This window comes from uncultured Ruminococcus sp., assembly GCF_934476685.1.
Taxonomy (GTDB): Bacteria; Bacillota; Clostridia; order Oscillospirales; family Ruminococcaceae; genus Hominimerdicola.
This window is the reverse complement of the sequence record NZ_CAKSNX010000001.1, coordinates 44,437-57,669: the sequence shown is the minus strand read 5'-3', so window position 1 is coordinate 57,669 and position 13,233 is coordinate 44,437. Positions and strand designations below refer to the sequence as shown.

The window sequence follows — 13,233 nt, the reverse complement described above, 5'->3', positions numbered from 1 at the left end:
TAGAAAAGGAGATATAGTTATGGCAAGCAGAAAGAAAGTAACAGCAGCAGACGCAGCTGTTAAGGCAGAAGAGATCAAGGAAGAAGTTAAGGCAGCGGCAGAGTCCGTTGAAACAGCGGTAAAGGAAACTGCTGCCAAAGCTAAAACAGCAGGCAAGAAGGCTGCTGAAAAGACCAAGACAGCTGTTGAAAAGGCAGTTGCAAAGGACGTATGCGTACTCCAGCTCGCAGGCAAGGAGGATATCGACGTAGAGGCAGTTGTAGAGGCTTGCAAGGCTGACTACAAGGCTAAGGGTCACAGAGCGCCAAAGGCTGTTACAGTTTACATCAAGCCTGAGGAGAATGCTGCTTACTATACAGTAAACGGCAAGGGTTCTGAGGATATGAAGGTATATCTTTGATATCATCGCCCAATAATTTCTGAATAAAAAAGGTCCGCCCGATAAAGGCGGATCTTTTTCTGTTGTTGAAGAAAAGAATGTTGAGCGGACAAAATAAGCAAAACAACGATCTTCATTTGTCATCAGATAATGAATTTCTTAGCCTTGTTCACAATGCTCCTGTCATTTTCATATGCAAGTACCTGACCGCAGCGGTCGATCTCCACCCATCTTATATCCGCAATTTCTTCAGCCTGCGGTCTGTAATCGGTGTTCTTCGCCTTGCCTATAAAGTATACGACGATCTTCTGCGTATCCTTTCTCGGAGAATAGGATACGATCTCACGGAAGGTTGTGTCAAGGTTGACGTCAATTCCGGTTTCCTCCATGATCTCACGCTTGGCAGTTTCTTCTTCGGTTTCATTGCCCTCCACGTGACCCTTGGGGAAAGACCAATGCCCGCTGTTGATGTGTTTTATCAACAATATTTCTGTGTTGCCATGATATTTTCGGTATACGATAGCGCCACAGGATTTCTCATGCAGCATTGTCAAAGATTCCTTTCTGAAAGATATATTAATATAATTATATCACACAAACCCGTTTTTGTCTATACCTTTTAATAAATTAGCCATTCTTTTTTAAACAGCAGCAAAATCATAAAAATAAAAAAGCCATGCCGCAGCAAATGCTCAGCACAGCTTTTTGTATAATAGACATATCCGACATAATTAAGAAATTAAGCCTCTGTCTTAGCCTCGATGAACTTAACAATGTCACCAACAGTCTTGATGTTCTCAACCTCTTCGTCTGGGATCTCAATGTCAAAGCTTTCTTCGATGCTCATTACGAGATCTACTACGTCAAGTGAATCTGCGCCGAGATCCTCAGAGATAGAAGCCTCAGCTGTAACCTTCTCTTCCTCAACGTCGAGCTGCTCTACGATAATGTCACGAATCTTGTCAAATACCATTCTCACTTACCCTCCATTTCTATACTTGGAATCAATTAGATATGCAAGGCGGTGCCTGACGGCGTTTGCCCGCTATCAGCGTAAGAACACAGAAAAAATATCTGTTTTCTTATTTATCAGAAAGCGGAAGCTCTTCAAATTCTCCCACATCTCTAAACTTATTATACCGCCCCTTTATCAATTCGTCAAGACCTTTTTGCAATTTTCTTTGATTTCTTTCCAAAGCGGCGGCGATATACTCTGCCATATATTCTGCGGTCAGCTGCGGATCATTATGCGCTCCGCCGTCAGCCTCAGGAATAATATGATCGCATACGCCGAGTCTTGTAAGATCCTCTGCGGTTATTTTCATAATGTTGCAGGCCTCACGCTCTTTAGTGGAATCCTTCCACAGCAGGCTTGCGAAACCTCTCGGTGAAATTACCGAATAAATAGAGTTTTCCAGCATTGAAAGCTCATCGCATACAGCCAGCGCAAGCGCTCCTCCTGAGCCGCCCTCGCCCATTATGATAGATATAACAGGCGTCTTGAGCGTCATAAACTCCATTATATTTCTTGCGATAGCCTCGCCCTGTCCACGTTTCTCAGCGTCCACTCCGCAGAATGCTCCCGCAGTATCAACTAAACATATAACAGGTCTGTGGAACTTTTCAGCTTGCTTTGCAAGCCTTAAAGCCTTTCTGTAACCCTCAGGGTGTGGCATACCGAAATTGCATTTCTGATTTTCTGCAAGATTTCTGCCCTTTACCTCAGCTATGACAGTGCATGGAGTTCCTCTGAAGCTGGCAACACCGCCCATTATAGCGTTGTCGTCGCCGAAAAGCCTGTCGCCGTGCATTTCAAAGAATTCGTCAAATATCATCGGGATATAATCAAGAGCGGTAGGTCTGCCTTTGTGTCTTATTATATCAAGCCTTTCGCAGGCGGTAAGCTCACTCATTTCCTGTCACCTCCTCAGGCTGTTTGTGCAGTTTAAGAAGATGAGCAATAACTCTGCGCATTTTCTTTCTCTCCACTATCATATCAACAAATCCGTTTTCGAGCATAAATTCAGCAGACTGGAAATCATCAGGCAGTTTCTGTCTGATCGTTCCCTCTATAACACGTCTGCCTGCAAAACCGATAAGTACCTTCGGCTCAGCGATTATAATGTCGCCCAGCGATGCAAAGGACGCTGTAACTCCCCCAGTGGTCGGGTCAGTCATAACGGCAATGTAAAGAAGTCCTGCCTCATTGTGCCTTGCGACCGCTCCGCTGGTCTTTGCCATCTGCATAAGGGAAACTATACCCTCCTGCATTCTTGCCCCTCCTGAGGCTGTGAATGCGATGACAGGCAGCCTGTTTGCAGTAGCATATTCTATTGCTCTCGTTATCTTTTCGCCCACAACGCTGCCCATGGACGCCATCATGAAGTTTGAGTCCATAACGATGATAACGATTTTTTCGCCTCTTATAAGAGCAGTTCCCGTAAGCACAGCGTCTTTAAGACCTGTCTTTTCACGGAGAGCCTGCTGCTTTTCCTCATAGCCCGGGAAGTCGATAGGGTTCTTTGATATCATATCCTTGTCGAATTCCTCAAAGCTGCCCTTGTCAACGGTTATGTCAAGTCTTTCCCTTGCGGTAAGTCTTGAATGGTAGTTGCAGTGAGGGCAAACCTTGCCGTTCTTCTGAAAATCCTCTTCAAAAGTAACGTTTCTGCACCTCGGACACTTGAAAAGAAGTCCCTTTGGTATATCCGTCTTTTTAGTTTTTTCTGTTTTTTCTGTCTTTTCATCAAGCGGCTTTTCGCCGTTGAATCTTTCCTTGACAACAGAGAACAGATCTTCAAGCATCAGTTTTTACTCCTCTCGTCCTCAAGTATATCTGTGCGGTTAAGAAAACCGTTGTCGTAATCTCCCGCAAGGAACTCAGGCCGTCTTATGAGCTTGAGTTGGAAGTCCACGTTTGTGGATACTCCCTCCACGATAAATTCGGAAAGCGCCCATGTCATCTTTGCAATAGCCTCTTCCCTCGTTCTGCCGTAAGTGATAAGCTTGCCTATCATTGAATCGTAGTACGGCGATATCTCATAACCCTGATATACTGCGGTATCAACTCTTATACCGAAACCGCCGGGTATGAACAGTGACTTTATCTTTCCCGGTGAAGGTCTGAAATCCAGCAGAGGATTTTCAGCGTTTATTCTGCATTCGATAGCGTGACCTGTCAGCTTTACGTCCTCCTGCTTTATGGAGAGCCTTTCTCCTGCGGCAATAAGCAGCTGCTGCTTTACAAGGTCTATGCCCGTAACAGCCTCAGTTATAGGGTGTTCAACCTGTATACGGGTGTTCATCTCCATAAAGTAGAAATTACCATTCTTGTCAACAAGGAATTCGATAGTTCCTGCATTCCTGTAACCGCATACCTTAGCCGCCGTGCAGGCAGCCTTACCCATTCTCTCACGCAGCTCTTCGGTCATAAAAGGAGCTGGGGAAGGAGCTTCTTCAAGCACCTTCTGATTTCTTCTCTGCATAGAGCAGTCACGCTCGCCGAGGTAGATAACATCGCCGTAATTATCCGCAAGTATCTGTATCTCGATATGCTTAGGGTTCTCTATAAACTTTTCTATGTAAACTTCATCATTGCCGAAGCAGGCAAGAGCCTCCTGCTTTGCGGCAGTCATCTGCGCCTCAAGTTCATCATCGCTCTTTACGATCCTGATACCTCTTCCGCCGCCGCCTGCGGAAGCTTTTACGAGAACAGGGTAGCCAAGATCGTTTGCGAGGGTATGTGCGGCGTGGATATTTGAGATAGCACCGTCAGAACCCATTATAACAGGTACGCCTGCCTCTTTCATGGTTTCCTTAGCCTGAGCCTTGTCGCCCAGCATCTCGATAGACTGCGCCCTAGGACCTATAAAAGTGATCCCGCATTTTTCGCACATTCTTGCAAAGGACGGGTTTTCGGAAAGAAAGCCGAATCCTGGGTGAATGGCGTCAGCGCCTGTTATTTCGCAGGCGGAGATGATGGCACGCATATTAAGGTAGCTGTCCTTGCTCGGCGCAGGACCAATGCATACTGCCTCATCAGCTATCTGAGCATGAAGAGCGTTTTTGTCTGCCGTTGAATATACCGCAACGGTATGTATGCCAAGCTCACGGCAGGCTCTTATAATGCGGACAGCGATCTCGCCTCTGTTCGCTATCAATACTTTTTTGAACATATTTATACTGTCTACTCCTTCCGAAGTAAAGTTAAAGATTTTGCTTGTTTTGCGATGCAAGTCTGAATACATATCCTGCCAGCCTGCACAGTATCACGATGACCGAAAATCCAAGAGTGATAACAAAAGCAAACAGTATATATTCTATACCGTTAAGACTCATATAATCGCCCTGCTGCTGATGAACTATCCAGCGATCATTGTTCACCAGTCCGCATATCGGCACGCCGAACACAGCGCCGCAGATATTCCATATCACAAGCTGCAAAACGATGTTTTTCACAGGGTGCTCAGATATCTCCAGCCGCTTTCCTGCAATAAGACACACCACAGCGGCTATCACAGTCATAACAGCCCCGACGATGGTAAGCATATCGCCGTACATATCATAAAAATAGTCGAGCACCGTGAAGATCGTCCAACATACCACAATGGACAAAACAGAAAACAAAATAAATCTAACTGATCTTTTCATATCATACATTTTCCTGCGAGTTGCAGTCGTCTGTGATTTACTTTATCGCAAAAGTTATCTCAGCGGAAACAGCCTTCTTGCCGTCTACAGACGCAAGAGCCTTCCCTACGCCGATAGGTCCTTTTACCTTTATTATCTCGACTTCGATATCAAGCTTGTCGCCGGGAACTACCTGCTGACGGAACTTGCAGTCATTTATGCCGCCGAAAAATCCTATCTTGCCCTTGTTTTCAGGCAGTGCAAGCAGAGCAACAGCGCCAGCCTGTGCGCACATCTCTACCATAAGCACACCGGGTGTTACAGGGTAGTTAGGGAAATGTCCCTTGAACCAGAAATCGTCCTCTTTTATATACTTTGTTGCCTTTACACGCTTGCCGACTTCAAGCTCGTTTACCTCGTCGATAAGCAGGAAAGGATCACGGTGCGGAATTATCTCCATTATCTGTTCTTTATTCAAAACAACTGCCATTTTATTTCCTCCAAATTCTTCTGATAGATCATTTAGATCATTCCAGTATCATAACAGTCTGATCGTATTCAACAGCGTCGCCGCTGCTTACGCATATCTCCTTGACTGTGCCGTCAAATTCGCTCTGTACCTCGCTCATTACCTTCATTGATTCGATAATGAAGATAGTGTCGCCCTTTTTCACCTTGTCGCCAACGCTTACGAACGGAGCGGAGTCAGGTGACGGAGCAGCGTAGAATGTTCCAACGATAGGAGCTTTTACCTGCTTGCCTGAAACGGCAGGCGCAGATGCCTGTACAGCAGGAGCATCCCCACTTGCAGGCTGAACAGCAGGTGCAGCCGCAGCCATAGGCATACCGCCCATAGGAGGAGGCGGAGGACACTTTTTGCCCTTGATAGTGATCTCCTTATCGCCGTCAACTATTGTTATCTCGCCGAGATCCTTGTTCTTAACGATATCGGCAAGCTTTTCTATTGTTTCAAGGTCAAACTGACCGTAAATCTTTTCGCTCATATCAGCTTCTCCTTATCAGTCGCACTTCTTTATGCAGATAGTAGCATTGTGTCCGCCGAATCCAAGTGAGTTTGAAAGTGCAGCGTAAACAGGCATATCCCTGTTTGAATCGACCGCATAGTCAAGATCACATTCAGGATCAGGTGTAGTGAAGTTTATAGTCTTGTGAACAAAATCATTCTTAACTGAAAGTGCAGTAACGATAGCCTCAACGCCGCCTGCCGCACCGAGAAGGTGTCCGATCATAGACTTTGTTGAGTTTATAACTGTCTTTCTCGCAGCGTCCTCACCGAGAGCGATCTTAATTGCAGTAGTTTCATACTTGTCGTTAAGACCTGTTGAAGTGCCGTGAGCGTTGATGTAGTTTACCTGCTCCGGCTTGAGTCCAGCCTCTTCATAAGCATACTTCATTGCATATGCAGCAGCCTCACCTGTTGGTGAAGGACTTGTCATATGGTAAGCGTCGCCTGTTGCACCGTAGCCAGCGACCTCAGCGATTATGTTAGCTCCTCTTGCCTTAGCGTGTTCATACTCTTCAAGGCAAAGTATGCCTGCGCCCTCGCCGAGAACAAATCCCTGTCTGTTGAGGTCGAATGGAGTTGATGCCTTGTCAAGCTCTGTTGCCTTTGAAAGCGCCTTCATATTGTTAAATCCGCTGAGTGCGAAATGAGAGATACAAGCCTCTGCACCGCCGCAAAGACAAACATCAAGATAGCCGTCTTTGATCTTTCTGAAAGCCTCACCGATAGCGTGAGTAGCAGATGCGCAGGCAGTAGTCGTGCAGTAGTTGTCGCCTTTGAATCCGGTCTGCATAGCAACTGTGCCGGCAGCCATATTGCCTATCATCATAGGGATAAAGAATACAGATACCTTGTCCGGCTTTTCGTTGAACTTTGTAACTTCCTTTTCGGTCATATTAAGTCCGCCGATACCTACGCCGATGATAACGCCCGACTTGAAAGGACTGATATCCTTGAAGTCGCTGCCAGCCATATTCATAGCCTGCTTTGCAGCACATACAGCGAACTGGGTAAATCTGTCCATTCTCTTAGCTTCTTTTTTATCTATATACTCGGTGCAGTCGAAATCCTTTACTGCGCCGACGATCTTTACAGGAAAGTTCTCAGCGTCAAACTGATCTATAAAAGAGAGTCCGTTCTTGTTAGCCTTTATATTCTCCCAGAATTCCTCAACATTCTTTCCGAGAGGGTTTACTGTACCCATACCTGTGATTACAACACGTCTCATTTAAACACTCCTTTTGAAAATTTTATAGTCGTATAATAGTTTTATTAAATACTTTGAGATATATTCTGCTCTATAAAGCCTTGACAGCCTTTGCAGACGATATTCAAAATTCATTTCAATCAACACTGCCTTGCAGAAAAGCATTGATATTGTCCACTTGCTGAAAATAAATCCAGCGGGCGGGAAGCTTCAATTATCACTCTGTGCGGCGTAAATTTCCCCGTGCGGCGAGCATCAAACCTGTCCGCTTGCTGAAAATAAAATCCAGCGGACAGAAAGTTTCAATTACCACTTTGTACGGTGTGAAATACCCCGTGCGGTGAGCATCAAACTTGTCCACTTGCTGAAAGTAAATCCAGCGGGCAGAAAGTTTCAATTATCACTTTGTGCGGCGTAAAATACCCCGTGCGGCGAGCATCAAACTTGTCCGCTTGCTGAAAGTAAATCCAGCGGACAGAAAGTTTCAATTACCACTTTGTGCGGCGTGAAATACCCCGTGCGGTGAGCATCAAACTTGTCCACTTGCTGAAAATAAATCCAGCGGGCAGAAAGTTTCAATTATCACTTTGTACGGCGTAAATTGCCCCGTGCGGTGAGCACTACATCATTAAGCCGCCGCTGATCTCGATGACCTGACCTGTAACGTAGCTTGCGTCCTTTGATGCAAGGAATGATACAACGCCTGCGATCTCTTCAACCTCACCATATCTCTTCATTGCGATCTGGTTTATCATAGCCTCTCTCTGAGCGTCTGTGAGCTTGTCGGTCATAGGTGTCTTGATAAATCCAGGAGCAACAGCGTTGCAGGTGATTCCTCTTGAACCAAGCTCCTTGGCAACTGTCTTTGTCATACCGATGATAGCAGCCTTTGTTGCAGAGTAGTTCATCTGTCCCGGGTTTCCGTAAAGACCTGCTACGGAAGCAAGGTTGATTATCTTTCCTGCTCTCTGACGCATCATTACATTGCCGACAAATTTGGACATATTGAATACGCTCTTCTGGTTTACTGCGATAACTGTGTCGTACTGCTCTTCACTCATTCTTGCGAGAAGTCCGTCACGGGTAATGCCTGCGTTGTTTACAAGTACGTCGATAGTGCCGAATCTTGCCTTTACAGCCTTTACTGTTTCCTCTACCTGCGCATAGCTTGATACGTCGCAGATAAACTTTTCACATTCAACGCCCTCTGCCTTGATCTTGTCCATTATATCGTTGTTTTCAAACATAGCCTCAGAAATATCATTGAGAGCAATGTTGAATCCGTCTTTTGCAAGTCTGAGCGCAATAGCTGCGCCGATACCTCTTGCGGAACCTGTTATCAATGCTGTTGCCATTTTATTTTCCTCCTGTTATAAATTTTATATTGTCTTTTCGTAGTCATAAATGTGATTCAAAAAAGCTGTTTATATCATCAAATAATTTTTCATTAGGTTGGTTTGCAAGCTCCCTGTCAACGTCGTCAAAGAACTTTTTCCTTTCATCATCGGGAACTTTGCCGTCCTTGTATTTTTCAGCCATTTTGTCATATTCCTTATTAAGCTTTTCAAGGTATTCGTTTGCTTTTTCGGATCTGAATATGCTGTTGTGTCCGCTGTATTTATCGTCTATGGAATAATACTCCACGTTTTTGTTTACGATCTCGCCCTTTTTTGAAATTATAGACGAACGGTCGTAGCCTATCACTGTATCTTTTTTCCCGTGGATTATCATAACAGGGACATCAGAACTGTTTATACCGTCAACTGCGGACATATTTACCTTGCTGCCGAACCTTGCGAAACAATCGGTCCATATAAAAGGATAAAGCAGATATGAAACCTTTCCCATCATTCCGTCAGCAGTTTCCATTATCATATCAATAGGATAAGCATAGCCTGAAATACTTGCGCTCGCCTTTATATCGTGATCGAAATTCAGCACAGCTGTAACAGCATATCCGCCCCAGCTGTGACCTGCAAGAAATACAGGCAGCTTTGAAAGCTCGCTGTCACTTTCGATGTATGTAAGAGCGTTGTCCAAATCAAGTGCGGACTGCGGAAGTCCCTTTGTTCCGTTGCCCTCACTTGTGCAGCTTCCTGTGGCATCATAGGCGAAAACTCTCCAACCCTTGTCCACCATATAGGTTATAAAAGACAGATACCATTCGTGTCCGCCGCCAATGCCGTGAGCGAAAACCAGCAGACCTTTATCGTTATCATTGCCGTAAATATAACCCTGCAAAAGATTTTCCCCCGACTTAAAGCTTACGTTTTTCCTTGGGTAATCTTTTTCATAATGGTCATAGCGGTAATTTGTGGTGTATTTATTGTATTCGCCTCGTGAAAAATTATCGTTCAGCAGGATATGCGTCACCGTCTGAGTTACTATCAGCGTCAGCAGTACAAAAGCAATAACGCATATGCGAATTATCTTCTTTTTGCTTTTGTTTTTCCTTTGCGTGACTGTTGTATCAGGCTCAGAAGAGCTTATCATATCCTGTTTTTCATTTGCAGCGATATCAGCCATTATTTATTTAAAAGAGCCTCAGCCTGTGTGAACATTTCTTCGATCATATCCTTTGCAGGCTCGATCTTTGTTACCATACCTGCAATAGCGCCGCAGAGGAATGAACCCTCGTCAAGGTTTCCGTCCTGTACAGCCTTTCTCAGTGAGCCGAGTGTGATCTCTTCAAACTCGTCAGGTGTGATAGTGCCGTTAGCCTCTCCGCTTGCAAGCTTCTTTGAGAACTTTGTCTTTACGTTTCTGCAAGGGTGACCTGTGTATCTTCCTGTGACTATGCTGTCTGTGTCCTTAGCCTTTACAACAAGCTCTTTGTAAACAGGGTTGATCTGACACTCCTCAGCAGCAAGGAAACGTGTTCCAAGCTGAACGCCCTCTGCGCCAAGCATGAATGAAGCTGCGATACCTCTGCCGTCAGCTATTCCGCCTGCTGCGATAACAGGGATCTCAACAGCGTCAACTACCTGCGGAACAAGACACATTGTAGTGTTCTCGCCGATATGTCCGCCTGACTCTGTACCCTCTGCGATAACAGCGTCAGCGCCCGATCTTTCCATTCTCTTTGCAAGAGCCACAGACGGAACGACAGGTATTACCTTAACGCCTGCCTCTTTCCATGCAGCCATAAACTTGCCTGGATTTCCTGCGCCTGTTGTTACAACAGGTACGCCCTCTTCGATAACGAGCTTTGCAAGCTCCTCTGCGTTAGGACTCATGAGCATAATGTTTACGCCGAAAGGCTTGCCGTTTACAGCAGCCTTTGTCTGTCTTATCTGATCTCTGAGATAGTCGATAGGAGCAGAACCGCCTGCGATGATGCCGAGTCCGCCTGCATTAGTTACTGCCGCAGCAAGTGTATGCTCAGCTATCCAAGCCATACCGCCCTGAAAAATAGGGTACTTTATGCCAAGCAGTTCAGTTATTCTTGTCTTTGTAGTTGTCATAATGGTTCTCCTTTTACAAGTCGTTTATATATGCGTCTTATCAATATTCAAAAATAACAGCGCCGTAAGTAAGACCTCCGCCGAAGCCTACTACGCAGACCTTGTCGCCTCTCTTTATCTTGCCGTCCTCAACAGCGTCGCAGAATGCAGTCGGGATAGAAGCGGAAGATGTGTTGCCGTATCTGTCGATGTAAACAATGAACTTGTCCATAGGGAGTCCGAGGTTCTTTGCGGCAGTTTCGATAATTCTTACGTTAGCCTGATGAGGAACGATAGCGTCAAGCTCGCTAGGCTCGATACCGGCCTTCTTGCAGGCCTCTGATATAGCATTAGGCATAGCCTTAATAGCGAACTTGTAAACTTCCTTGCCGTCCTGATAGAAGTAATGAGCCTTAGTTTCAGGCATATTCATATCAAATTCTTCTGTGCTTGTGCGGAATGGGTTCTCTACCTTGAGCGCTCTTGAAACGACCTTGTTAGCGCCGTTTCCGTCAGCTCCGAGGAAGCTTGCGTAAGGAACGTCCTCTTCCTTAGTAAGAACGAATGCACCGGCAGCGTCACCGAAAAGTACGCATGAAGAACGGTCTGTGTAATCTGTGAACTTTGAAAGCTCCTCAGCTGCTACTACAAGAGCAGTCTTTATGCCGTCGTCGCTCTGAAGATATCTCTTAGCCATATCAACAGCATATGCAAATCCTGCGCAGGCAGCGTTTATATCGAAAGCCATGCAGCCGATCGCACCGATCTCTCTCTGAATAAGGCAGGCAGCAGACGGAGTATAGAAATCCGCCGTAACCGTTGAAGCGATGATAAGGTCGATATCCTCAGCTTTTATTCCTGCATTTTCGATAGCGTTCTTTGCAGCCATTGCGCCGAGATGATATGTAGGCTCACCATTTGTGATGTGTCTTGTCTTGATACCTGTTCTCTGTGTTATCCATTCGTCGCTTGTTTCAACGATCTTAGTGAAATCCTCATTAGTCGCAATAAGCTCAGGAACGTACTTTCCTACTCCAATTACCTTTATTCCGACTGTCTTGTTTTTTTCTGTATTTTCTGCCAACTTAATTCCTCCATTCAGTAGATCACAGACAATCCCATTTCATCATTTTGAAAAATTTACTTTTTTGTGTTGTATATCTGAAAAATATATGCTATAATGTGTTTGTCTGAAGCATGAGGGCAGAATTTTACTGTATATTTGCCCTAACATTATAATTATAAACTCTTTTCCAGACCAATTCAATAACAAATTATGAACAACCCTGCTCGAATTTAAACATTTGGAGAATATTTCACAATATTTCGGGCGTTATTTAATATTTTGTGTCTTTTTTTGAAAAAATCTTTCAAAAATTAAAATGTTTAACCAACTAAATTCAGACAGCAAAACCCTGCTTGTAAAGGTAATTTATTTATAAAGTATATATAAAGGAGTAAAAATTCTATGGCAAGTTCAATGAAAAACATCTTCCTGTTCTCAGGACAAGGCTCACAGTATGTTGGTATGGCTAAGGAGCTTTGCGAAAAATATCCTGCCGCAAAAGCTGTCTTTGATAAGGCCGGTGAGATACTCGGCTATGATATTGCAGATATAGCTTTCAACGGTCCTGAGGAGGAGCTTAATAAAACTATCAATTCTCAGCCTGCTATAATGGCTTGCTCACTGGCAGCGTTTGAGGCTGCAAAGGCTGAGGGCATAACATTTGACGGAGTTGCAGGTCATTCTCTCGGTGAGTATGCAGCTATGGTCGCAGCGGGCGTTGTTTCTGTTGAGGACGGTTTTAAGCTTATAAAGGCGAGAGCAGCCGCAATGCAGAAAGCAGCAGAGCAGGCAAGCGGTTCAATGTATGCTATAATCGGACTCGATGCAGCTGATGTTGAAAAGGTGTGCGAGGAAACAGAGGGATATGTAGTTCCTGTAAACTACAATTCAGCAGTACAGACCGTTATCGCAGGCGATACAGAGGCTTGCGAGGCTGCCGCAGCAAAGTTTGCTGAAATGAAGAAAAAGGCTATAAAGCTCAACGTTGCCTCAGCTTTCCATTCAAAGCTTATGCAGCCTGCCGCAGATGAGTTCATTGAAACTGCTAAGACAGTAGAATTCAAGCCTGCACAGGTAGATTTCTATTCAAACGTTCTCGGCGAAAAGCTGGAGGATTTCTCCGATATGGCAAATATGCTGGCTAAGCATATCGTTTCTCCTGTAAAGTTCACTTCCGAGCTTGCTGAAATGGAGAAGGCTGGCTATGAGAACTTCATTGAACTCGGACCAAACAAGGTTCTTACAGGTCTTGTAAAGAAAACCCTCAAGGGCAAGACAGCTGTTAATATCGAGAATGAGGCAACTATGGAAAAGGCTCTTGCCGCAATAAACAAAGAATAAAATAAGCTGTTTATAGCTTTTATAAGTGATATATGCCGCAGGAATGTTTCTGCGGTTTTATTCGATCTATGCAGTGTCATAAAATGGCGAATTTAGAAAATAATATAACAAAATGTCTTGAACTTATAAAATATTTAATTATTG

General features: G+C 44.7%; 15 protein-coding genes. 2 read left to right on the top strand and 13 right to left on the bottom strand.

All coding sequences use genetic code 11. The features are described 5' to 3' along the window. The first annotated feature begins 19 nt into the window (after nt 1-19). Entirely contained in the window at nt 20-400 is a 381-nt protein-coding gene (locus Q0E19_RS00250) for a DUF6465 family protein (protein WP_294405964.1), read from the top strand. 122 nt (nt 401-522) lie between these two features. Here Q0E19_RS00250 and Q0E19_RS00245 read toward each other — a convergent pair whose 3' ends face one another. From Q0E19_RS00245 to Q0E19_RS00185, 13 genes are all read right to left on the bottom strand, one after another. Further along, a complete protein-coding gene (locus Q0E19_RS00245) occupies nt 523-927 on the bottom strand; it encodes an NUDIX domain-containing protein (protein ID WP_294405962.1) in 405 nt (134 codons plus the stop codon). Nucleotides 928-1,118: 191 nt separating this feature from the next. Further along, nucleotides 1,119-1,352: an acyl carrier protein gene (locus Q0E19_RS00240; protein WP_294405957.1), complete on the bottom strand. Its 234-nt coding sequence runs from the start codon at nt 1,350-1,352 to the stop codon at nt 1,119-1,121. A gap of 109 nt (nt 1,353-1,461) precedes the next feature. After that, nucleotides 1,462-2,292 carry an acetyl-CoA carboxylase carboxyltransferase subunit alpha gene (locus tag Q0E19_RS00235; RefSeq protein WP_294405956.1) on the bottom strand — a complete coding sequence of 277 codons (831 nt, stop codon included), beginning with the start codon at nt 2,290-2,292 and terminating at the stop codon, nt 1,462-1,464. Continuing rightward, a complete protein-coding gene (gene accD, locus Q0E19_RS00230) occupies nt 2,285-3,184 on the bottom strand; it encodes an acetyl-CoA carboxylase, carboxyltransferase subunit beta (RefSeq protein WP_294405955.1) in 900 nt (299 codons plus the stop codon). Before accD ends, Q0E19_RS00235 begins: the two co-directional genes overlap by 8 nt. Then, nucleotides 3,184-4,554, bottom strand: coding sequence for an acetyl-CoA carboxylase biotin carboxylase subunit (locus Q0E19_RS00225; RefSeq protein ID WP_294405953.1), 1,371 nt, complete (start codon nt 4,552-4,554; stop codon nt 3,184-3,186). The genes accD and Q0E19_RS00225 overlap by 1 nt, the downstream gene beginning before the upstream one ends. A 31-nt stretch (nt 4,555-4,585) precedes the next feature. Then, entirely contained in the window at nt 4,586-5,029 is a 444-nt protein-coding gene (locus Q0E19_RS00220; RefSeq protein ID WP_294405951.1) for a hypothetical protein, read from the bottom strand. Nucleotides 5,030-5,066: 37 nt separating this feature from the next. Then, nucleotides 5,067-5,498 carry a 3-hydroxyacyl-ACP dehydratase FabZ gene (gene fabZ / locus Q0E19_RS00215; RefSeq protein WP_294405949.1) on the bottom strand — a complete coding sequence of 144 codons (432 nt, stop codon included), beginning with the start codon at nt 5,496-5,498 and terminating at the stop codon, nt 5,067-5,069. A gap of 37 nt (nt 5,499-5,535) precedes the next feature. Further along, nucleotides 5,536-6,012: an acetyl-CoA carboxylase biotin carboxyl carrier protein gene (gene accB / locus Q0E19_RS00210; RefSeq protein WP_294405947.1), complete on the bottom strand. Its 477-nt coding sequence runs from the start codon at nt 6,010-6,012 to the stop codon at nt 5,536-5,538. A gap of 15 nt (nt 6,013-6,027) precedes the next feature. After that, nucleotides 6,028-7,260, bottom strand: a complete 1,233-nt coding sequence (fabF, locus tag Q0E19_RS00205; protein WP_294405945.1) for a beta-ketoacyl-ACP synthase II — start codon at nt 7,258-7,260, stop codon at nt 6,028-6,030. A 599-nt stretch (nt 7,261-7,859) separates the two neighbouring features. Then, nucleotides 7,860-8,594, bottom strand: a complete 735-nt coding sequence (gene fabG, locus Q0E19_RS00200) for a 3-oxoacyl-[acyl-carrier-protein] reductase (protein ID WP_294405943.1) — start codon at nt 8,592-8,594, stop codon at nt 7,860-7,862. 43 nt (nt 8,595-8,637) lie between these two features. Beyond that, entirely contained in the window at nt 8,638-9,765 is a 1,128-nt protein-coding gene (locus Q0E19_RS00195; protein WP_294405941.1) for an alpha/beta fold hydrolase, read from the bottom strand. Then, a complete protein-coding gene (gene fabK, locus Q0E19_RS00190; RefSeq protein WP_294405939.1) occupies nt 9,765-10,703 on the bottom strand; it encodes an enoyl-[acyl-carrier-protein] reductase FabK in 939 nt (312 codons plus the stop codon). The genes Q0E19_RS00195 and fabK overlap by 1 nt, the downstream gene beginning before the upstream one ends. A 40-nt stretch (nt 10,704-10,743) precedes the next feature. Beyond that, nucleotides 10,744-11,766, bottom strand: a complete 1,023-nt coding sequence (locus tag Q0E19_RS00185) for a beta-ketoacyl-ACP synthase III (protein ID WP_294405937.1) — start codon at nt 11,764-11,766, stop codon at nt 10,744-10,746. Nucleotides 11,767-12,150: 384 nt separating this feature from the next. Between Q0E19_RS00185 and fabD the strand changes: the two genes are divergently transcribed. After that, a complete protein-coding gene (fabD, locus tag Q0E19_RS00180; RefSeq protein ID WP_294405935.1) occupies nt 12,151-13,089 on the top strand; it encodes an ACP S-malonyltransferase in 939 nt (312 codons plus the stop codon). Nucleotides 13,090-13,233: the final 144 nt, after the last annotated feature.